A 21188-nucleotide genomic window follows, 5' to 3' on the forward strand; every position below is an offset into this window, starting at 1 on the left:
GGGCTTCACGACCTTTAAAAGGAAATATTTCATGCTGCATCCGCGCGCCAGAACGATGCTGTTGTTATCGATACCCGCCGTGATTATCGGTATCGCTTCCAGTCTGGTATTGATTGTGACGATGAAGATTGCAGCCATATTGCAGCATGTTATCTGGTCCAGCGTGCCGATGGGTTTAGGCATTGAAGCCAGCGGGCCGTTATGGACTATCGCCGTACTCACGCTGACCGGTATTGCCGTGGGTCTGGTGGTCCGTTTTAGCCCCGGGCATGCCGGGCCGGACCCGGCCACCGAATCGTTAATTGGCGCCCCCATCAGCACCGGCGCGCTACCGGGCCTGGTCGCCGCGCTGGTATTAGGTCTCGCTGGCGGAGTCAGCCTCGGGCCTGAGCATCCGGTCATGGTAATGAATATCGCCCTTGCCGTCGCGATAGGCTCTCACCTGTTCCCCCGCGTCAGTTCGCTGGACTGGACCATTCTTGCCGCCTCCGGTACCATCGGCGCGCTGTTTGGCACCCCGGTGGCCGCCGCGTTAATTTTTTCACAAACCCTCAACGGCAGTCACGATGTGCCGCTGTGGGACCGGTTGTTCGCTCCCCTGCTGGCGGCGGCGGCGGGCGCCCTGACCACCGATCTGTTCTTCCATCCCCGTTTCTCGCTGCCCATCCCCGTTTATCCACAAATGCACGTCGTTGATATCTTCAGCGGCGCTATCGTGACGCTTATCGCCATTGCCGTAGGAATGGTGGCCGTCTGGTGCCTGCCGCGACTGCATGCGTTGATGAACCGCCTGAAAAATCCGGTGCTGACGTTAGGCCTCGGTGGCCTGCTGCTGGGGATTCTCGGCGCCGCAGGCGGACATATTACGTTGTTTAAAGGGCTGGAGGAGATGCAGCAAATCGCCGTGGACCAGACCCTGACGGCCGGCGACTTTTTGCTGATAGCGCTGGTGAAGCTGGCAGCGCTGGTCATCGCCGCCGCCAGTGGTTTTCGCGGCGGGCGCATTTTTCCCGCGGTTTTCGTCGGCGTGGCGCTCGGTTTAATGCTGCACGCGCACGTTGATACCGTTCCGGCCGCCATCACGGTCTCTTGCGCCATTCTGGGCATGATGCTGGTCGTCACCCGCGATGGCTGGCTCAGCCTGTTTATGGCGGCGGTCGTCGTCCCGGATACGACGCTGCTGCCGCTGCTGTGTATTGTGATGCTCCCGGCCTGGCTGCTGTTGGCCGGGAAGCCGATGATGATAGCCAGGCGACGAAACGACTAAACGCGGCTGTTTCGCTCTTCCAGAGCCTGGGTTACCGCGCGCAGGAAGTCGGGTATATCCATTTTGGGCAGCATGACCTCCACCAGCGTCAGCTTATCGGATCCAATACTGCTGGCCATCGCCTCCGCAAGCTCTTCCGTGTGCGTCACGCGCCGGCATCGGGAAGGGACATCAGGCGCGAAGGCGCCCGGCAAGCGGTTCCAGTCCCACAGCGCAATATCGTTATACCGCTGCTCGGGGCCGTGAATCGCTCGTTCAACCGTATAACCTTCGTTATTAAGCAACAGGATCAGCGGGTGCTGTTTATCGCGTAGCATCGACCCCAGCTCCTGAATCGTCAGCTGGGCTGCCCCGTCGCCCACGATCAGCACCACCCGTCTGCCCGGCGCTGCGGTTTGTGCGCCATAGGCGGCCGGTAAGGTAAATCCTATCGATCCCCACAGCGGCTGGACCAGCAGGGTGGCGTCTGAGGGAAGCCTGAGCGCCGCAACGCCAAAAGCCGCGGTTCCCTGATCGGCAAGAATGATATCCCCGGGACGCAGCTGCTCTTGTACGGTACTCCAGAAACTCCCCTGCGTGAGGTTGCCGCCCGTCATGCTTTCCACCTTCGGCGCAGAGCAGTCTGGCAGCTTCCACTCTGCTGACAGGCTGGCGGACAGAATCATTAACTCATTAAGGGCTTGATCCATCGGGATGCGGCTAAACCAGTGGTCGCCCACTCTGACGGCAAAGGGCTGAATTTCAATCGTGCGTTCAAGGGGTAAATGTTGGGTAAATCCGGCGGTAATGGTGTCGGTGAAGCGGGTTCCTACACAGATGATGGTATCGGCATTTTCAATGGCCGCACGCGTTTGCGGCGCGCTGGCGATCCCGCTATAGGTGCCGACAAAACCAGGCTGCTGCTCATCAAATAACCCTTTTCCCATCAGCATCGTGGCACAGGCAATCGGCGTTTTCGCCACCCACATCCGTAGCGTATTCTGCAGGCCATAGCGCTGGGCGAGGAAATCCGCCAGCAACGATACCTGACGGCTGCTGCGCAGCATCTGCCCGGCATGTTCACGAAACCCGGCCAGCTGATTATCATCGGCAGGCGGCCCTTCGATCGCCAGACGACGAGCGGGCGGCGTCGCTTTTGCTTTCGCTACATCGGCGGGTAACATCAAATAACCGGGACGATGGTGGGTGAGCATCTCGCTCAGCACGCGATCGATTTCGTGGCAAGCATTCCCCGCCGTCAGCGTAGCCTGGGTGCAGGTGATCTGTTCGCTCATCCGCGCAAAGTGCGTGAAGTCACCATCTCCCAGCGTATGGTGCAGAAGTTCTCCGCGCTGCTGGGCCCCGGAGCCAGGCGCCCCGACAATATGTAGTACCGGAATATGTTCCGCATAGCTGCCGGCCACGCCGTTAAGCGCACTCAGCTCACCGACGCCGTAGGTCGTCAACAGCGCCCCGGCGCCTTTGATGCGCGCATACCCGTCGGCGGCATAGGCCGCATTCAGCTCATTCGCGCAGCCAACCCATCCCAACGCCTGGTGCGCGATAACACGGTCGAGGAATTGTAAATTGTAATCGCCAGGTACGCCAAACAAGCGGTCTATGCCGCAATCTACCAGACGATCCAGCAGATAATCGCCAATGGTGTAAGTCGGTTGCATCTCCATACTCCTCTTCCCGTTGCAGGTGATCTGAGTATTGAATAAGCGATCCAACTGTCCAGATAGCGGTCGATAATCGGGGTGGAAAGCAAAATTTACGCCTTTGAAGTGTGTACTCCGCGCTGAATATTCTTTAGTGTAACCGTATACACAACCTGTCCTGTCTGCGGAGGAAGTATGGTTTACCAGGCAAATGCGGCACGATATCAGACGATGGAATACCGCCGTTGTGGCCGGAGCGGATTAAAGCTACCGGCCATTTCCCTCGGCCTCTGGCACAATTTTGGCGACGAAACGCGGGTGGAAACCAGCCGTCAACTGCTGCGACACGCCTTCGATCTTGGCATAACCCATTTTGATTTAGCCAACAATTACGGGCCGCCTCCGGGCTCGGCGGAAAGCCATTTTGGCCGGATCCTGCGGGAGGACTTTTTACCCTGGCGCGATGAACTGATTATCTCCAGTAAAGCCGGTTACACCATGTGGGACGGCCCCTATGGCGACTGGGGATCGCGTAAATACCTGGTCGCCAGCCTCGATCAAAGCCTGAAGCGTATGGGGCTGGAGTACGTTGATATCTTCTATCATCACCGCCCGGATCCCGAAACACCGTTACAGGAAACCATGCGCGCGCTGGACCATCTCGTGCGCCAGGGCAAAGCGCTGTATGTCGGGCTTTCCAACTATCCGCTCGCGCAGGCAGCCGAAGCGGTGCGCATTCTCAATGACCTAGGGACGCCGTGTCTGATTCATCAGCCTAAATATTCCATGCTCGAACGCTGGGTTGAGGATGGACTACTCGATTTTCTGCAGGCTGAAGGCGTGGGCAGCATCGCGTTTTCACCGCTGGCTGGCGGTCAACTCACCGACCGCTATCTGCACGGCATTCCGGCAGACTCCCGCGCCGCCAGCAGCAGCCGTTTCCTGCAAGCGGAACAGTTAACCGAGGCGAAGCTCGAGAAGGTTCGTCGGCTGAACGCGCTGGCTGAGGCCCGTGGGCAAAAGCTCTCCCAGATGGCGCTGGCCTGGGTTTTACGCGCGGAGAAAGTGACTTCAGTTCTGATTGGTGCCAGCAAAACCGCACAGCTTGATGATGCCGTGGGCATGCTCGCTCATCGTCATTTCAGCGCAGAAGAGTGTGCGGCAATCGACGCAATCCTTGCGGCGTAAACACCATTTCGCTTTAGCAAAAAGTGCTCTTATCCGCGATTTAGGAGTCCATCCAATGCGGCGGGGCTTTACCGCCTCGTAATATCACGTTAACAGGCCCAATGAGCGCCACTATCATCCGGCGCTCAGGTCCCGATCGTGAAGGAGAAGAGTATGTTCAGGTCACTGATTCTGGCTGCGGTGCTTTTGGTCTCAGCACCACTGGTCGCAAATGCCGGAGAGATCACCCTGCTGCCATCTGTAAAATTACAAATAGGCGATCGTGATAATTACGGTAACTACTGGGACGGTGGCGGCTGGCGCGACCGTGATTACTGGCGTCGTCACTATGAATGGCGTGATAACCGCTGGCGACGTCACGATAACGGCTGGCATCGCGGCTGGGATAAACGTAAAGCCTACGAACGCGGCTATCGCGAAGGCTGGAATGACCGCGACGACCGACGCGGCGACTGGGGTCGCGGACCGGGCGGTTGGGAACGTGGACCGGGCGGTTGGGGACGCGGGCCGGGCGGCGGTCCCGGCCACGGTCATGGCCATCATTAATCAAATCGGGGAGCCAGTTGGCTCCCCCTTTTTCATGGCTGTCGACGTGATTACAGCCCGAAGATCGTGCCGACCAGTAGCCAGCCATTGAGCAATACCACGATGCCGACAATCACCCACCCCGTGCGCTTCACCCACGGGGTATTGACCAAATCCCCCATCAGCTGTGAATTACTGGTGAAAATCAGCAGCGGGACCAGCGCCAGGGCGATACCAAAACTCAGCAGCACCTGGCTCATCACCAGAATTCTCGTCGGGTCCAGCCCCATCATAATGACAATAAACGAAGGCAGCATCGTGACCGCACGACGAAACCACAGCGGAATATGGAAGCGAATAAAGCCCTGCATAACGACCTGTCCTGCCAGCGTTCCCACCACCGTCGATGACAAACCAGCGGCCACCAGACTCAGGCCAAAGATAGTCGCAGCCGCGTGACTTAACAGCGGTTCCAGCGTCAAATATGCCTGATCGAGGTCGGCAATCCCGGTGTGGCCGTTAAAGTGAAATGCCGCAGCGGCGGTGGCCATCATCGCCAGGTTAACAAACCCGGCAATGGTCATCGCAATCGCAACGTCCCAACGGGTGGCGTGATAACGCTCTTTGCGCGTACCGTCGTGCAGATTCTGCGTTAACGACGAGTGTAAATAGATGACGTGTGGCATGATCGTCGCGCCAAGCACACCGGCGGCCAGGAACACGGCTTCACCGTTCGGCAAACTCGGGATAATCATCCCTTTCGTCAGCGGCGCCAGCGCCGGTTGGGAGAAAATCAGTTCCACAATGTAGGCGACGGCAACAAACAACAGTAAACCGCCGATCGCTTTTTCCAGCGGCTTTTGCCCGCGACGCTGCAACATCAGGATCAAGAAGGTGGCAATCCCGGTTAATACCGCTCCCTGCAGTAACGACACGCCAAGAATCAGCTTAAAGCCAATGGCTGCGCCAATAAATTCGGCGAGGTCGGTCGCCATGGCGATAATTTCCGCCTGTACCCAGTAAAACCACACCACCGGACGCGGATAGTGATCGCGAATCTGTTCCGCCAGATTCTTACCCGTAGCAATACCGAGCTTTGCCGATAGCACCTGAATCAGCATCGCCATCAGATTTGCCCATACCACCACCCACAGCAGTTGATAGCCAAAGCTGGCGCCCGCCTGAATATTGGTGGCGAAGTTGCCGGGATCGATATATCCAATGGCAGCAATGAACGCAGGCCCCATCAATGCGAGCTTCATCTTGCGCGCTGCGCGACCGCTGCTATTCTCAACGCGACTGCTAGTCATTTTCTGCCTCTGAAATATAGCCTTTGCTATGTTTCATGTTATCAAAATGCGAATGATTATCAAGTTCGTTTAGAAAGATGATCATTATTGCTTTGATAGGCGGGAACGATAGCGGCTAACAACGAAAAAAGTGGCATTGATGAATTCGCATCTCGCCGGTTCACAGATTAGTACAATCTAAGCAACTTTTAAAACCTTTACGCTACATAACAAAAATGTATGTTTGATCACTAATTTGGCGATTGGTCACAGTTCATTGCAATAGTGTGGATTTGATCTCGTTTTCTTTGGTCTTGTTACATAGAATGTGCACAGAAATCTAACCTGCCTCATATTTGGAGCAAATATGGACCGCGTCTTGCATTTTATCCTCGCGATCGTAGTGGTGGCTATACTGGCTCTTCTGGTCAGTCATAACCGTAACCAAATTCGCATTCGTTATGTTATTCAATTACTTGTCATTGAAGTTTTGCTGGCATGGTTCTTCCTGAACTCTGATATCGGTCTGGGTTTTGTGAAAGGCTTCTCCGAGATGTTCGAAAAACTTCTCGGCTTTGCCAACGAAGGGACCAACTTCGTTTTCGGTAATATGAATGACAAAGGCCTGGCTTTCTTCTTCCTGAAAGTTCTCTGCCCTATCGTCTTTATCTCTGCGCTGATCGGTATTTTGCAGCATATTCGCGTCCTGCCAGTCGTCATTCGCGCCATTGGTACCGTGCTGTCCAAAATTAACGGCATGGGCAAACTGGAATCATTCAACGCCGTCAGTTCCCTGATTCTGGGCCAGTCAGAAAACTTTATTGCCTATAAAGATATTCTGGGCAAAATGTCGCGCAACCGGATGTACACCATGGCTGCGACCGCGATGTCGACCGTTTCCATGTCTATCGTCGGTGCATACATGACGATGCTGCAGCCTAAATATGTCGTGGCTGCGCTGGTGCTCAACATGTTCAGCACCTTTATTGTCCTGTCGCTGATTAACCCGTACCGCGTTGAAGAAAAAGAAGAAAACCTGCAGATGTCCAACCTGCATGAAGGTCAGAGCTTCTTTGAAATGCTGGGTGAATACATTCTGGCGGGCTTTAAAGTTGCCATTATCGTTGCCGCCATGCTGATCGGCTTCATCGCCTTGATCTCCGCGCTGAACGCCCTGTTTGCTACCGTTACCGGCTGGTTTGGCTACAGCATCTCCTTCCAGGGGATCCTTGGCTACATCTTCTATCCGGTTGCCTGGGTCATGGGCGTACCGGCAGGGGAGGCGCTGCAGGTGGGCAGTATTATGGCCACCAAACTGGTTTCGAACGAGTTTGTGGCGATGATGGATCTGCAGAAAATTGCCAGCACGCTCTCTCCGCGCGCTGAAGGCATTATTTCTGTCTTCCTGGTCTCCTTCGCCAACTTCTCCTCTATCGGGATTATTGCCGGGGCGATCAAAGGCCTCAACGAAGAACAGGGTAATGTGGTTTCCCGCTTTGGGCTGAAGCTGGTTTACGGTTCGACGCTGGTGAGCGTGCTCTCAGCATCTATCGCCGCACTGGTTCTGTAAGCGCACAAGATGATGAAAAAGCCGGGCTCGCCCGGCTTTTTTACGTCCGCAGATCGCTGAGCGGCCGCGGTTTGCCGATTAAATATCCCTGCAAATAGTCGACGCCTAATGCCAGCAGTCTCTCTTTTTGCTCTTCCGTCTCGACGTACTCCGCCACCACCGTCAGGTTTTTAACCTTCGCGACTTCAATAATGGATTTAATCATAATCACATCCAGCGGCTCGTTCTCGAGATCGCGGACAAAACAGCCGTCTATCTTGACGATATCCGCCTGTAGGCGCTTCAGACGTTCATAGTTGGCATAGCCCGTACCAAAATCATCAATGGCGATAGCGCAGCCAAAATCCCGCAGCTGCTGAATGTTATGCATACTCTCTCCCGCATCGCTGAACGCCTGCTCTTCGGTAATCTCGATAGTGAGGGTCTCCGGCGACAGCTGATAGCGTTTAAACAAGGCGATAATCTGCCCGGCGCTATCATTTTGCATCAACGTGTAAGGCAGCAAATTAACGGAAAAATGGTGCCCTGGGTACCGGTGCAACATACTGAAGAGCGTTTCCAGCACCAGCATGTCAAAACGCTGACTCAGGTTGAACTGAACAATCAGCGGAATAAACTGGTCCGGCATCATCATTGACTTGCCACACCGCATCCGCGTCAGGATTTCATGATACCCCTCACCCGCCGAATTCTGGATAGGCTGGGCATACAGCACCAGATCGCGTTCATTCAGCGCCCGCTTCACCTGGGTCAACATCCGAACCTGCTCGCTGGTCTGGTCAGAAACCTGCTCTTGCGCAGCATCCAGTGCCAGCACCTGGCGACCATTCCCCGCCTGCTCTGACAGCCAGCTCAGTTGGCCCAGCATTGGGTGAAGCTCTTCTTCGCTGCCGCGGTGTCTTGCCCAGGCCGCACCAAATTCCAGATCCAGCGTTTGATTGTGCCAGCTAAATTTCTTGTGATTCAGCATCGCCACCATATGACCCAGTCGCGCGCAAGGATCGGGCCCGTCTAAAACCAGTAACAACTCGCTCCCCGGTAGCTGGAAGAGTTCATCCCTTTCCCCCAGCAGCGGCCGTAATTTGCTGGCAATTTGCTGTTTGCAATGCACCCGCATCATCATGCCGTAATGACGGCTGAGGAAGTCGAGGTTAGCGATCCGTAAGCTACTGATGACGAAGTCAGCATCCTGGCGCAGATAGCATTCCAGCGCGCGCAGGTTCGGCAGCCCGGTTAACGGGTCTTCCTGGGCCTGATCCCGCCATCTGAGCTTAATTCGTTCATTCTGGCTGTAAATATCAACCATATAAAACAAACAGATGGTGAATGAGATCAGTACGGAAAGAACAAATGACAGGGAGTATTCGGTCTGTACCCCCTGGAGAAAATTTCGATTATAGGCAACGAGTAAAAATGCCGAAACAGACCAGGAAATACGAATTAATACATGGCCTAGTCGACTAATACCAATAAAACACACAATGAAAATAAGTGGTACTAAATAACCTGCAATATAATCAGAATTATAGGGGGCGCACAGCACCAGCAATATGGCGCCCAGAGCCATAAACCAGTACAGGGTAAATGCCCGCCGCTCGCGGGTAAACCATGGCTGGCAATGGCGTCGCCAGAATAATTTTGCGTAACGCGGACTGATAACCATCCGCATTGGATAATAAAAGAAAGTGGTAAATATTAATGCAGCGCTGATCAGGCTTTGTATATCAATAATGGTATACACGGCTGGCATCTCTTTGAAATAGCTAGAGATAGCCAACGGGAACGCGAAAAACACGCCAACCAGATACATAGTCAGTTTCATTAACACCGGTGCAAAAAAACCGCCCCAGAAAATCCATGTCCCCATATACCTGGCCGTCAGCCCGCTGCGCCAGGTTCTGCCAGTCAGCATTCTGACAATCGCGCAGGATACCAGCACTGAAAATAGCTGGCAAAATAGCAGCAGCACCGACTGTAGTGCCGTCAGGGGAAGGATGAGATGATTAGTAATCGCAAAAGAAACGATTAATGGGGCGATTGCGTAGCGGCCAAAAATAAAGATAACCGCATACATCATACTTAACGGCAACCAGGCGAGAAAAACCTGATTCCCGTCGACAAGAGTCAGAGGTGAAATAAACCTGGCTAATGGGATCGAAATTAAACAAACAACCAACGCGAGTAACGTTTTTCTGATATTAATGTTAAAGTTAGCAATCATTATTGTTAAGGAAAACTCCGGCGCTGGGCAATACTGTTTTATATACAAGAAATACTAAAGGGGATAATAAATCCAGGCAAGGAAATAACCTGGGGAAGAATCTTAAATTACGCAGAATACTGATAGCAGCAAGTTTTCTGACTTAACCAGAAAGTACTTTACATTCGCGATGATAAAAAAAACCCCCGCCGTAGCGAGGGTTCTGAATTTGGTGGAGCTAAGCGGGATCGAACCGCTGACCTCTTGCATGCCATGCAAGCGCTCTCCCAGCTGAGCTATAGCCCCACAAAGTGTTTTACGAACCAAACCTGATGGGAACAGTGTTTGGTGGAGCTAAGCGGGATCGAACCGCTGACCTCTTGCATGCCATGCAAGCGCTCTCCCAGCTGAGCTATAGCCCCGAACCGTAAAACGTGTCGTGTTGACGGGCGGCATAATATGAATTCCTTCGTCAGGTGTCAACGGCAAAATGAATCCTCACCATTTGATCGCTGAAAAAGCAGGCAACTTGCTGACATTGCGAGCCTTATCGCAGGTAGACGTTAAACATGTCACTCTTTCATGTAAAAGGATGCTATAACATGAGCAACTAATTCCCACATTTTTACTCAGGAAATAGTATGCTCAAGGAACGAATGACACCTGAAGAAATTGCGCATCTTACCGGGTTCAGCCGGCAGACGATCAATAAATGGGTACGTAAAGAGGGATGGCAAACATCACCTCGTCCCGGCGTGCAGGGCGGTAAGGCGCGTCTCGTCCACGTTAATGACCAGGTTAAAGAATTTATTCGCAGCGCACAGCGCGTGGCGGAACCCTCCCCTTCTTATTCCCCGGCAGAAAACGACCTTGAACCCTTGCTGCTGACGCTCAGTAAAGAGATGACGCCCGGGGAACAAAAACAGTTGATGTCGCTGCTACTGCGCGAAGGCATTCGCGGGTTACTCCAGCGGCTGGATATTCGTGACCAGTAATATAATGATGAAACTAAAAGATAAAATGACGCCGGCAGAGCTGGCAGATTGCCTTGGGCTGGCCAGACAAACGATTAATCGCTGGGTCAGAGAACAACAATGGCGCACGGAGAGCATTCCCGGCGTCAAAGGTGGCCGCGCTCGTCTCATCATTATTGATAAGACAGTCCTCGATTTTCTGGCCAATATTCCGGCACTCCGCCATCTGCTAACGGAACATCAGTTGGCCGAACCGTCCAGCCACTATTTTGTTAACGATGCGGGCGCTATCTGGCGGCAAATTGCCGAAACGCTGCATCTTATGACGATAGAAGAGCAACAGCACCTGCGGGACCTTCTCGCCCGTGAAGGAATCAGCGGATTCTTGTCGCGTCTCGGAATTGCCAGTCAGAAATAAGTAAAAAACGGCAGGATATAACCTGCCGTTTCGTTAAGCTTCGACGAGCAAACCTGAATCAGGATTGCTGGTTTTCGCGTTCTGCAATAAAAATCAGCGCTTTATTGATACGTTCTACGCTGCGGGATTTACCGATAGCGTGGACCGTAACGTCAAGCGCCGGCGACTGACCAGCCCCGGTTACCGCAACGCGCAGCGGCATCCCGACTTTACCCATCCCCACCTCCAGCTCATCTGCCGTCGCCTGAATAGCGTGGTGAACATTTTCTGCTGTCCAGTCTGTGATAGCAGACAGTTTGTCACGCACGACTTCCAGCGGCTGACGAGCCACCGGACGCAGGTGTTTCTTCGCGGCGTCAGCATCAAACGCGTCAAATTCTTCGTAGAAATAACGGCAGCTTGCCGCCATCTCTTTCAGCGTTTTGCAACGTTCACCCAGCAGAGTGACCAGCTCAGCCAGCTGCGGACCGTTGCGGGTGTCGATATTTTCCTGCTCAATATGCCACTGCAGATAGGTCGCCACGTATTCCGGCGCCATCGAATTAATATAGTGATGGTTCAACCACAGCAGTTTATCCGTATTGAATGCGCTGGCCGATTTGCTGACCGCGCCGAGGGAGAACAGCTTGATCATCTCTTCGCGGCTGAAGATCTCCTGGTCGCCGCTGGACCAGCCCAGACGCACCAGGTAGTTCAGTAGCGCTTCCGGCAGGTAGCCGTCATCACGATACTGCATCACGCTCACGGCGCCATGGCGTTTGGAGAGTTTCTTACCGTCATCACCATTAATCATGGAAACGTGGGCATATACCGGGACCGGCGCGTTCAGCGCTTTCAGGATGTTGATCTGACGCGGGGTGTTGTTGATATGGTCTTCACCGCGGATCACGTGGGTGATCTCCATATCCCAGTCATCCACAACTACACAGAAGTTGTAGGTCGGAGAACCATCGGTACGACGGATAATCAGATCGTCAAGTTCCTGGTTGCTGAATTCGATTGGCCCACGGATCTGGTCGTCAAAAATAACAGATCCGTCTTGCGGGTTAGCAAAACGCACCACGCAAGGTTCATTATCGGCATGATGTTCATGGCCGTGGCGGCAGCGCCCGTCATAACGCGGCTTTTCACCCTTCGCCATCTGCTCTTCACGCAGCGCATCCAGACGCTCTTTGGAGCAATAGCATTTATACGCGGTACCCGCTTCCAGCATTTCATCAATGACGGCGTTATAGCGGTCAAAACGTTTGGTCTGGAAGTACGGACCTTCATCCCATTCCAGGTTCAGCCAGTTCATCCCATCCATGATGGCTTCAATTGCTTCCGGCGTTGAGCGTTCAAGATCGGTGTCTTCAATACGCAGAACAAACTCACCGTCGTTATGACGAGCAAAAAGCCAGGAATAGAGAGCAGTACGCGCACCGCCAACGTGCAGATAGCCTGTCGGGCTGGGCGCGAAGCGAGTTTTGATTTTCATGAAATGGCCTTACGTTTAATAAAGATGCCGACAACCGGCAGAGTCCGTGGGTATTTATGGGTGAATATTCTAACACCGTGGGCTGATTCCTCAATGTTGTTCAGGTCTGAACGTCACGCTTTGCTATTTTTGTTTATAAATCATGCTCCGCGGATGCTTTTGCGATCGTTTTGGCTAATTTTACGACGAACAAACAAATTATTTAGAAAAGGCGTTGACTCATTTTCAACTCTCCCTATAATGCGACTCCACACAGCGGGGGTGATTAGCTCAGCTGGGAGAGCACCTCCCTTACAAGGAGGGGGTCGGCGGTTCGAACCCGTCATCACCCACCACTACTTAGGTAGTCTCCGCCGTGTAGCAAGAAATTGAGAAGTGGGTGATTAGCTCAGCTGGGAGAGCACCTCCCTTACAAGGAGGGGGTCGGCGGTTCGATCCCGTCATCACCCACCACTTTCTCGCCAGCTGGATTTCTTGTCAAAATGTGAAGTACCGAAGTGGGTGATTAGCTCAGCTGGGAGAGCACCTCCCTTACAAGGAGGGGGTCGGCGGTTCGATCCCGTCATCACCCACCACTTCGGGTCGTTAGCTCAGTTGGTAGAGCAGTTGACTTTTAATCAATTGGTCGCAGGTTCGAATCCTGCACGACCCACCAATGTAAAAAGGCGCCCTAAAGGCGCCTTTTTGCTATGTGCAGAATTTAACGATTCCAACCTGCAGCAGGTTCGACAAAATCGTCGGGAACGATTTTGCATCGCCGCCTGCGGCGACCCGTAGGACGAGTCTCAGGATGAGACGAGTGATATCCTGCACGACCCACCATATTCAGAAAAAAGCGCCTTCAGGCGTTTTTTTCGTTTCCGAGCACCATGCTCAACTGTGCAGGTTCGAGTCGAGCGAAGCGAGTTATCCTGCACGACCCACCCGCTCTCCCCCTCACTTTTCTGTTATTTCTTAGCGCCACATCGACCTCACCGCTGATACAGCGGATCGTCGGTTCTGCCTGCGGTCAGCGTATTTCCCTCTTCACGCACGACCTCCCACAACGCCTGCGCGGCGGTAGAGAGTGAGCGGTTTTTACGCTGCGCCAGCATCAGCTGACGCTCAACAACCGGGGTGAGTCGCTTGACCCGCAAATGGCTGCCTTGAGGCAACGGCAGCGCCAACGCCGGTAGAATGCTGATGCCAATGCCTGACTCCACCATTGGAAACAGCGTAGCCGGATGCCCAATCTCCTGCACAATACTGGCGTCAATGCCAAAATGCGCCAGGGCGGCATCAATCAACGGTCGGCTACCAGAGGCATAATCCTGCAATACCAGTCGCTGGTGGTGAAGCTCCTGCCAGCTCACCGATGCCCTTTCGGCAAAAGGATGATCCTCCCGACATAAAAGCAAAAAAGGTTCCGCCAGCACCGTTTCACATTGCAGATCGGTCGCCGCACCGGGATCGATAACAATACCGAAATCCACCTCCCCCTGGCGAATGCTTTCCAGCACCCATTGCTGCGGACGATCGTGCAGAACAAAGTCGATCTGCGGATAACGTTGATTACTGTGCGCAATACATTGTGGGATCAGGTGCGCTGAAATCGTCTGACTGGCGGCTACCCGTACGGTTCCGGTTAACTGCTGTCCGACCCGTCCGGCATCACGCAGCGTACTGTTCAGTTCGTCCAGCAGCCGCTCAAGACGACCGGCCAGCTGCTGTCCCGCCTCCGTCAGCACCACCTCCCGGGTCGTACGGTCGAGCAGACGAACGCCGGTCTGGTGTTCCAGCTCTTTTACGCTATGGCTGACCGCAGACTGACTAAGACCAATCATCTCCCCTGCCCGGCTGAAGCTTTTTGCTCTGGCGACGGTGACGAAGACCTTTAACTGGCGAAGCGAATAATTCATCTTTTTTATTCATGAATGGATGCAATAAATTAATTTTATTTCTCAAAATAGAAAAAGCACAATAGCGATATCGATTTTCAGGAGCGTTTATGAAACTTTTCCGCATTCTTGATCCCTTTACTCTGACTCTTGTCACCGTGGTGCTGCTGGCCTCTTTTTTCCCGGCCCGCGGCGAGTTTGTTCCCTTCTTTGAAAATTTAACCACCGCCGCCATTGCGCTGCTGTTTTTTATGCACGGGGCAAAACTCTCCCGCGAGGCCATCATCGCCGGTGGCGGCCACTGGCGCTTGCATCTGTGGGTTATGTGCAGCACGTTTGTGGTGTTCCCGGTTTTAGGCGTGCTGTTTGCCTGGTGGGCGCCGATTAATGTCGACCCTGCGCTGTATACCGGATTTGTCTATCTCTGCATTCTGCCTGCAACCGTTCAGTCGGCTATTGCCTTTACCTCGCTGGCGGGAGGTAACGTCGCGGCAGCCGTCTGCTCTGCATCGGCTTCGAGTCTGCTGGGGATATTTATTTCGCCGCTATTGGTCGGTGTGCTGATGAATCTGCACGGCGCTGGCGGCAGCCTGGAACAGGTCGGCAAGATTATGCTGCAACTTCTGCTGCCGTTCGTTCTTGGCCACCTCTCTCGCCCATGGATTGGCGATTGGGTTGCCCGGCATAAAAAGTGGATCTCAAAAACCGACCAGACTTCGATTCTGCTGGTGGTCTATTCCGCATTCAGCGAAGCGGTTGTGAACGGTATCTGGCACAAAGTCGGCGTCGGCTCGTTGCTCTTCATCGTCGCCGTTAGCGTGGTTCTGCTGGCTATCGTGATTGCCATCAATATCTTCGTCGCACGCAAATGTGGCTTTAACAAAGCTGATGAAATCACGATTGTTTTCTGCGGTTCGAAAAAGAGTCTGGCAAACGGCATACCGATGGCCAACATTCTCTTCCCGACTTCGATTCTGGGGATCATGGTGCTGCCGCTGATGATTTTCCACCAGATCCAGCTGATGGTGTGCGCCGTACTGGCCCGACGCTACAAACGGCAGGCTGAAGCACGGCTGGCGCAGGAGAAAACCCGCGCCTCTGAGGCCTAACGCGGCTGCTTCAAGGGCTGAACCAACTGGGTCAGCCCTTCCGTTTTAATCAATAAGGTTAATGCCATCAGCTCGCCAAGATGACCGGCAGGAAACTGGTCTTTACGGGCAAACCACAGCAAATACTCTTCCGGCACATCAATCAGGCGACGGCCTTTGTATTTGCCAAACGGCATTTCCGTATTGGCAATCTCTATGAGCTGAGCTTTATCCACGTTATTCTCCCAGCAGCCGCAGCATTTCGGCTTCGTCAATGACGGCAATGCCCAGCTCCTGAGCTTTAGCAAGCTTAGAGCCCGCCGCTTCGCCGGCAATCACCAGATCCGTTTTCTTCGAGACGCTGCCGGCAACTTTCGCCCCCAGCGCCATCAGCCGCGCCTTCGCATCATCGCGAGAAAGCTGGCTGAGACTGCCGGTCAGGACAACCGTTTTACCGGCAAACGGGCTATCAATCTCCTCGGCATTGACCACCACCGGCGCAGGCCAGTTGACCCCTTCGGCGCGAAGCTGCGCGATCACATCGCGGTTGTTCTCTTCAGCAAAGAAGTGAAAGACGTGCGTGGCCACGACAATTCCCACATCCGGCACTTTTTGCAGCTCCTCAATAGTAGCCTGCTCCAGCGCTTCAATCGTGGCGAAACAGGACGCCAGCCCGGCGGCCGTTGCTTCGCCGACTTCGCGAATGCCTAATGCGTAGAGAAAACGAGCAAAGGTGGTTGCTTTCGATTTTTCCAGGGCATTAACCACGTTTTGTGCTGATTTAGGCCCCATACGATCCAGGCCGGTGAGCTTCCCGGCGGTTAAGCGAAACAGATCCGCCGGGGTGTGGACGTACTCTTTTTCAACCAGCTGGTCGATAATTTTATCCCCCATGCCCTCCACATCTAACGCGCGGCGGGAGACAAAATGTTTTAATGCTTCCTTGCGCTGGGCGCCGCAAATCAATCCGCCGGTACAGCGCGTTACCGCCTCGCCTTCTACCCGCTCAACATCAGAGTTGCACACCGGACAATGGGTCGGGAAGACGATTTCTCGCGTCTCCTCCGGGCGCTCTGAAAGTACGACGTTGACGACCTGCGGAATCACGTCCCCCGCGCGGCGAATCACCACTTTATCGCCAATTCGCAGCCCCAGACGCTCTATTTCATCGGCGTTGTGCAAAGTAGCATTACTCACCAGAACACCGGCCACATGCACCGGCTCCAGGCGAGCCACCGGCGTGATGGCTCCGGTACGCCCCACCTGAAACTCTACGTCGCGCACGAACGTCATTTGCTCCTGCGCCGGGAACTTAAACGCCACCGCCCAACGCGGCGCACGGGCCACAAAGCCAAGCTGCTCCTGAAGCGCCAGAGAATCGACTTTGATGACCACGCCATCAATATCAAAACCTAAATTCGGACGGTCTTCTTCAACTTTACGATAGTAAGTGAGCACTTCCTCTGGAGTATGGCAAAGCTTCACCCGGTCGCTCACCGGCAGCCCCCATTCTTTAAACTGCCGCAGACGGCCGGAATGACTCTCCGGCAGCTCACCGCCAGTCAGCGCGCCTACGCCGTAGCAAAAGAAAGTAAGCGGTCGCTTCGCCGTAATTCGCGGATCGAGTTGACGCAAAGAGCCTGCCGCCGCGTTGCGTGGGTTAGCAAACACTTTCCCTCCGCTACGGCGGGCCTCTTCGTTAATTTTTTCGAAGCCGGCCTGCGGTAAGAAGACCTCGCCGCGAACCTCCAGCCGCAGTGGAATATTATCGCCACGCAGTTTCAGCGGGATGGCGCGAATGGTCCGGACATTGGCGGTGATATCTTCGCCGGTGGTACCGTCGCCACGGGTTGCCGCCTGAATCAGCACGCCGTTTTCATACAAAATGCTGACCGCCAGCCCGTCCAGCTTTAGCTCACAGCAATAAATCAGGTCATCACTGCTCTTCAATCGATCCTGAACGCGCTTATTGAAGGCAAGGAAGCTCTCTTCATCAAAGACGTTGTCCAGCGACAACATCGGAACCTCATGGCGAACCTGGCTGAATGACGCCAGCGGCGCCGCGCCCACGCGTTGGGTTGGTGAGTCAGGGGTAATCAGTTCCGGATGCAGGGCTTCAAGCTCGCGCAGTTCGCGCATTAAGCGGTCATATTCCGCATCGGCAATCTCCGGGGTATCCATAACGTGGTACAGATATTCATGATGGCGAAGCGTGGTTCGCAGTTCAGTTAGCTTTTGTTCGATCGGTTCCATATCACACCATCAATGATAAAAAACCCCCGGCAGGCGGGGGTTCTGGATTGGTAGACGAAACGCCGGGGAATAAATCAGGCGTTAGCCTCTTTAACTTCACGAATACGGTCCTGATATTCGCGCAGTTTTTGCGGGGTCATCATCCGACGCTGATCGTCCAGCACCACACCACCGACTTCATCGGCAATATACTGTGCGGATTGCAGCATCAGTTTAAAGTTCTGTAGCTCATCACCAAACGACGGCACCTGCATAAAGATCGTGACCCCAGGCGTGGTCATATCGGCCATACCGTCAGGGTTGAAGGTACCCGGTTTAACCATATTTGCCAGGCTGAACAGAACCTGACCGCTGCCGTCCGGGCTGAGATGGCGATGAAAGATATTCATATCACCAAATTTAAAGCCCGCCTGCTGGATGCTGTTAATCAGCACTTCGCCGTTAATCTGCGAGCCCTGATGCGCAGAAACGTTCATGACGATAACCGTTTCTTTGCGTTCTTTTGGCTGCGGCGCTGGCTGCTGAGGCTCGGAGACCTGCGGTTCAGTTGTCGGCTGAGGCTGTGCGGCGACAGGCTGCGGCGCCGGCTGCTGTACCTGAGCAGGCTGCGGCGGCGCACTCTGAACAACCGGCTGCCGAGGCGCTTGCTGAGGCTGATATTGCGGCGGCACAGGTTGCTGCGGCGCAACAGGTTGCGGTGGCTGTTGCACCTGAGGAGACGGCACATGAGGCTGTGGCGCCTGATGCTGAGCGGGCTGCTGCCGTACCGGTTCTTCCGCACGCACAGGCTGCTGCACCTGACGCTCGTAAGGAGGCTGATATTGGTGTTGCGGCGGCGCCTGACGAGGTGCTTCTTGCTCCCCATGCGCGCCATTTGGGGCGTGGTTAACCCGGTGAACGCGAACTTCACCTACGCCTTCAACATCGTCATCAAAGTCATCGTTCTCAGACTCTTCGTCATCGCGAGACTTCATACGTTTCAGTGGGCGATCGCGAAACATCGAGGAACGTTCTTTACGGCTGGTCCAGAAACCGTGTACCAGTAAAGCGAGTATGGCGATCGCGCCAACAATGATTAATATCAGACGCAAATCCTGCATCATTATATTCTCTGTTGTTCTAACACCTTGCCACCACGGCAAACATTTACTCACTAAGAGTATTTGCCGATTACGTCGAGTGCAAGTGTGTCTACCGCTTTCACTACATAAAGATGAACTAAATCGTGCTTTTTGCTGTTTTTTCGAACATTTCCTAACTGGTTATTGTCTGGCAACCCGATAAAATAAGCGCGCATTCAGTTAGGATGTCAAAAGAGGAGCATCGCCTGACCATGGTTTCAACATCCGCATCTACCCCGCGTAGCGGCGTCTACTATTTTTCGCAGGGCTGGAAACTGATCGGGCTGCCGGGGATTCGTCGTTACGTTTTTTTGCCTTTGTTAGTTAACATCATTCTGATGGGCGGCGCCTTCTGGTGGCTGTTCACCCGCCTGGATAGCTGGATCCCATCCTTAATGAACCATGTCCCGGACTGGCTACAGTGGCTGAACTATCTGCTGTGGCCCATCGTGGTCATCTCTATTCTGTTAGTGTTCGGTTACTTCTTCTCCACCATCGCCAACTGGATTGCCGCGCCGTTTAGCGGCCTGCTCGCTGAGCAGCTCGAAGCCCGTCTGACCGGCGCCACGCCGCCGGACGTGGGCATTTTTGGCATCATGAAAGACGTGCCGCGCATTATGAAGCGTGAGTGGCAGAAGTTTGCCTGGTACCTGCCGCGCGCTATCGTACTGCTGATACTCTATTTCATTCCTGGGATTGGACAGACTCTGGCACCGGTACTGTGGTTTCTGTTTAGTGCGTGGATGCTGGCCATTCAGTATTGCGATTATCCGTTTGATAATCACAAGGTCCCTTTTAAAACTATGCGCGAGGCGCTGCGTACCCGTAAGGTCACCAATATGCAGTTTGGCGCTCTGACCAGCTTATTTACGATGATCCCGGTGTTAAACCTGGTCATTCTGCCGGTCGCCATTTGCGGCGCAACGGCCATGTGGGTCGATTGCTATCGCGATAAACACGCCATGTGGAAATAGCCGTCCTCTCCTTGCGCCTCAATGCTTCAGGCCAACAAAGGCGCGGCCTGAAGCACAGCGGCTATATACCGCGCCTTATTCCTTCTGGCTTACCATTATTTCCCTTCCGAATATAGATATGCTAAATCCTTACTTCCGCATATTCTTTAAGCGGGTATGCTGAAGCCGTACTCCCAAATTTCATACAGTTAAGGACGGGCCATGAGTAAGATTTTTGAAGACAACTCCCTGACTATCGGCCACACGCCGTTAGTACGACTGAACCGAATCGGTAACGGGCGCATCCTGGCAAAGGTTGAATCACGCAACCCGAGCTTCAGCGTAAAATGCCGAATCGGTGCCAATATGATTTGGGATGCCGAAAAACGCGGTGTACTGAAAGCAGGCGTTGAACTGGTTGAACCGACCAGCGGCAACACCGGTATCGCTCTCGCCTACGTTGCGGCAGCGCGCGGTTATAAGCTGACGCTGACCATGCCGGAAACCATGAGTATTGAACGTCGTAAATTGCTGAAAGCACTCGGTGCGAATCTGGTGCTGACCGAAGGCGCGAAGGGCATGAAAGGCGCCATTCAGAAAGCAGAAGAGATTGTCGCCAGCGACCCGGAAAAATATCTGCTGCTGCAGCAATTCAGCAATCCGGCAAACCCGGAAATTCATGAAAAGACCACCGGTCCGGAGATCTGGGAAGATACGGACGGCCAGGTGGATGTCTTTATCTCTGGCGTCGGCACCGGCGGTACGCTGACCGGCGTGAGTCGCTATATCAAAGGCACTAAAGGCAAAAAAGATCTGATCACCGTGGCGGTTGAGCCGACCGACTCCCCGGTTATCGCGCAGGCGCTGGCAGGCGTTGAGCTGAAGCCAGGTCCGCATAAAATTCAGGGTATCGGCGCCGGCTTTATTCCGGGCAACCTTGATCTGAAACTGGTTGATAAAGTGGTGGCTATCACCAACGAAGAAGCCATCTCTACCGCACGTCGTCTGATGGATGAAGAAGGCATTCTGGCCGGTATCTCATCCGGCGCGGCCGTCGCTGCCGCACTTAAGCTCCAGGAAGATGAGGCCTTTACCAATAAGAATATTGTGGTTATCCTACCGTCCTCGGGTGAGCGTTATTTAAGCACCGCGCTGTTTGCCGATCTCTTCACCGAGAAAGAACTGCAACAGTGATGCCAGCTCGTTAATATTGTGTAAAAAAGCACCTTTTCAGGTGCTTTTTTGTGGCATACGTCAAAGTTTTACCCCTCCTGGCATTGATTCACCGCGTAGGGTCTGGTATTTAACCAACACATTTATTTTGATGCGCGAAATTATTCATAATTGG

17 protein-coding genes and 6 tRNA genes are annotated in these 21188 nt (G+C 53.9%); 13 read left to right on the top strand and 10 right to left on the bottom strand.

Annotation, left to right across the window (positions count from 1 at the left end; genetic code table 11):
* Window positions 1-31 precede the first annotated feature (31 nt).
* On the top strand, window positions 32-1267 hold the full coding sequence (locus FNY10_RS14540; RefSeq protein WP_160702954.1) for an ion channel protein: 1236 nt from the start codon (window positions 32-34) through the stop codon (window positions 1265-1267).
* Here the strand turns inward: FNY10_RS14540 and FNY10_RS14545 are convergent.
* Window positions 1264-2925, bottom strand: a complete 1662-nt coding sequence (locus tag FNY10_RS14545; protein WP_160702956.1) for a thiamine pyrophosphate-binding protein — start codon at window positions 2923-2925, stop codon at window positions 1264-1266. The genes FNY10_RS14540 and FNY10_RS14545 overlap by 4 nt on opposite strands.
* 177 nt (window positions 2926-3102) lie before the next feature.
* Between FNY10_RS14545 and mgrA the strand changes: the two genes are divergently transcribed.
* Together mgrA and FNY10_RS14555 are read left to right on the top strand one after the other, a co-directional pair.
* On the top strand, window positions 3103-4095 hold the full coding sequence (mgrA, locus tag FNY10_RS14550; RefSeq protein WP_100686534.1) for an L-glyceraldehyde 3-phosphate reductase: 993 nt from the start codon (window positions 3103-3105) through the stop codon (window positions 4093-4095).
* 153 nt (window positions 4096-4248) lie between these two features.
* Complete coding sequence (locus FNY10_RS14555; RefSeq protein ID WP_160702958.1) at window positions 4249-4641, top strand: DUF2502 domain-containing protein; 393 nt, start codon at window positions 4249-4251, stop codon at window positions 4639-4641.
* 50 nt (window positions 4642-4691) lie between these two features.
* On the opposite strand, the gene FNY10_RS14560 is transcribed toward FNY10_RS14555, so the two are convergent.
* Window positions 4692-5930, bottom strand: a complete 1239-nt coding sequence (locus FNY10_RS14560; RefSeq protein ID WP_131048821.1) for an Nramp family divalent metal transporter — start codon at window positions 5928-5930, stop codon at window positions 4692-4694.
* Window positions 5931-6276: 346 nt separating this feature from the next.
* On the opposite strand from FNY10_RS14560, the gene FNY10_RS14565 reads away from it, so the two are divergent.
* Window positions 6277-7479 carry a NupC/NupG family nucleoside CNT transporter gene (locus tag FNY10_RS14565; protein WP_100686531.1) on the top strand — a complete coding sequence of 401 codons (1203 nt, stop codon included), beginning with the start codon at window positions 6277-6279 and terminating at the stop codon, window positions 7477-7479.
* Window positions 7480-7519: 40 nt separating this feature from the next.
* Here FNY10_RS14565 and FNY10_RS14570 read toward each other — a convergent pair whose 3' ends face one another.
* The 3 genes from FNY10_RS14570 to FNY10_RS14580 all read right to left on the bottom strand — a co-directional run bounded on the left by FNY10_RS14570 (window position 7520) and on the right by FNY10_RS14580 (window position 10101).
* Window positions 7520-9700 carry an EAL domain-containing protein gene (locus tag FNY10_RS14570; RefSeq protein ID WP_131048820.1) on the bottom strand — a complete coding sequence of 727 codons (2181 nt, stop codon included), beginning with the start codon at window positions 9698-9700 and terminating at the stop codon, window positions 7520-7522.
* Window positions 9701-9909: 209 nt separating this feature from the next.
* A tRNA-Ala gene (locus FNY10_RS14575) sits at window positions 9910-9985 on the bottom strand.
* Between the two features lie 40 nt (window positions 9986-10025).
* Window positions 10026-10101, bottom strand: a tRNA-Ala gene (locus FNY10_RS14580).
* 219 nt (window positions 10102-10320) lie between these two features.
* Between FNY10_RS14580 and FNY10_RS14585 the strand changes: the two genes are divergently transcribed.
* A complete protein-coding gene (locus FNY10_RS14585; protein ID WP_100686529.1) occupies window positions 10321-10674 on the top strand; it encodes a YfeC-like transcriptional regulator in 354 nt (117 codons plus the stop codon).
* Between the two features lie 4 nt (window positions 10675-10678).
* Window positions 10679-11071 (top strand): YfeC-like transcriptional regulator, encoded by a 393-nt coding sequence (locus FNY10_RS14590; RefSeq protein ID WP_100686528.1) that lies wholly within the window; start codon window positions 10679-10681, stop codon window positions 11069-11071.
* 58 nt (window positions 11072-11129) lie between these two features.
* Here the strand turns inward: FNY10_RS14590 and gltX are convergent, their stop codons facing one another.
* Window positions 11130-12548: a glutamate--tRNA ligase gene (gene gltX, locus FNY10_RS14595; protein WP_141964023.1), complete on the bottom strand. Its 1419-nt coding sequence runs from the start codon at window positions 12546-12548 to the stop codon at window positions 11130-11132.
* Window positions 12549-12807: 259 nt separating this feature from the next.
* Here gltX and FNY10_RS14600 point away from each other — a divergent pair.
* From FNY10_RS14600 to FNY10_RS14615, 4 genes are all read left to right on the top strand, one after another.
* Window positions 12808-12883 (top strand) — tRNA-Val (locus FNY10_RS14600).
* A gap of 42 nt (window positions 12884-12925) precedes the next feature.
* Window positions 12926-13001 (top strand) — tRNA-Val (locus FNY10_RS14605).
* A 46-nt stretch (window positions 13002-13047) separates the two neighbouring features.
* A tRNA-Val gene (locus FNY10_RS14610) sits at window positions 13048-13123 on the top strand.
* Window positions 13124-13127: 4 nt separating this feature from the next.
* Window positions 13128-13203: transfer RNA gene (locus FNY10_RS14615), tRNA-Lys, on the top strand.
* Window positions 13204-13519: 316 nt separating this feature from the next.
* On the opposite strand, the gene FNY10_RS14620 is transcribed toward FNY10_RS14615, so the two are convergent.
* Window positions 13520-14446: a LysR family transcriptional regulator gene (locus FNY10_RS14620; protein WP_100683213.1), complete on the bottom strand. Its 927-nt coding sequence runs from the start codon at window positions 14444-14446 to the stop codon at window positions 13520-13522.
* 89 nt (window positions 14447-14535) lie between these two features.
* Here FNY10_RS14620 and FNY10_RS14625 point away from each other — a divergent pair, with 89 nt between their 5' ends.
* On the top strand, window positions 14536-15534 hold the full coding sequence (locus FNY10_RS14625) for a bile acid:sodium symporter family protein (protein ID WP_100683214.1): 999 nt from the start codon (window positions 14536-14538) through the stop codon (window positions 15532-15534).
* Here FNY10_RS14625 and FNY10_RS14630 read toward each other — a convergent pair.
* The 3 genes from FNY10_RS14630 to zipA form a co-directional block, all read right to left on the bottom strand.
* Entirely contained in the window at window positions 15531-15749 is a 219-nt protein-coding gene (locus FNY10_RS14630) for a DUF3820 family protein (RefSeq protein ID WP_013878164.1), read from the bottom strand. The genes FNY10_RS14625 and FNY10_RS14630 overlap by 4 nt on opposite strands.
* Window position 15750: 1 nt before the next feature.
* On the bottom strand, window positions 15751-17766 hold the full coding sequence (ligA, locus tag FNY10_RS14635; RefSeq protein ID WP_160702959.1) for an NAD-dependent DNA ligase LigA: 2016 nt from the start codon (window positions 17764-17766) through the stop codon (window positions 15751-15753).
* Window positions 17767-17840: 74 nt separating this feature from the next.
* Window positions 17841-18869, bottom strand: coding sequence for a cell division protein ZipA (gene zipA / locus FNY10_RS14640; protein WP_160702960.1), 1029 nt, complete (start codon window positions 18867-18869; stop codon window positions 17841-17843).
* A gap of 230 nt (window positions 18870-19099) precedes the next feature.
* On the opposite strand from zipA, the gene cysZ reads away from it, so the two are divergent.
* Entirely contained in the window at window positions 19100-19861 is a 762-nt protein-coding gene (cysZ, locus tag FNY10_RS14645; RefSeq protein WP_131048817.1) for a sulfate transporter CysZ, read from the top strand.
* 201 nt (window positions 19862-20062) lie between these two features.
* Window positions 20063-21034 carry a cysteine synthase A gene (gene cysK / locus FNY10_RS14650; protein WP_095100420.1) on the top strand — a complete coding sequence of 324 codons (972 nt, stop codon included), beginning with the start codon at window positions 20063-20065 and terminating at the stop codon, window positions 21032-21034.
* Window positions 21035-21188: the final 154 nt, after the last annotated feature.

Source organism: Klebsiella sp. Lac1 (genome assembly GCF_009825425.1).
GTDB classification, from domain to species: Bacteria; Pseudomonadota; Gammaproteobacteria; order Enterobacterales; family Enterobacteriaceae; genus Klebsiella; species Klebsiella electrica.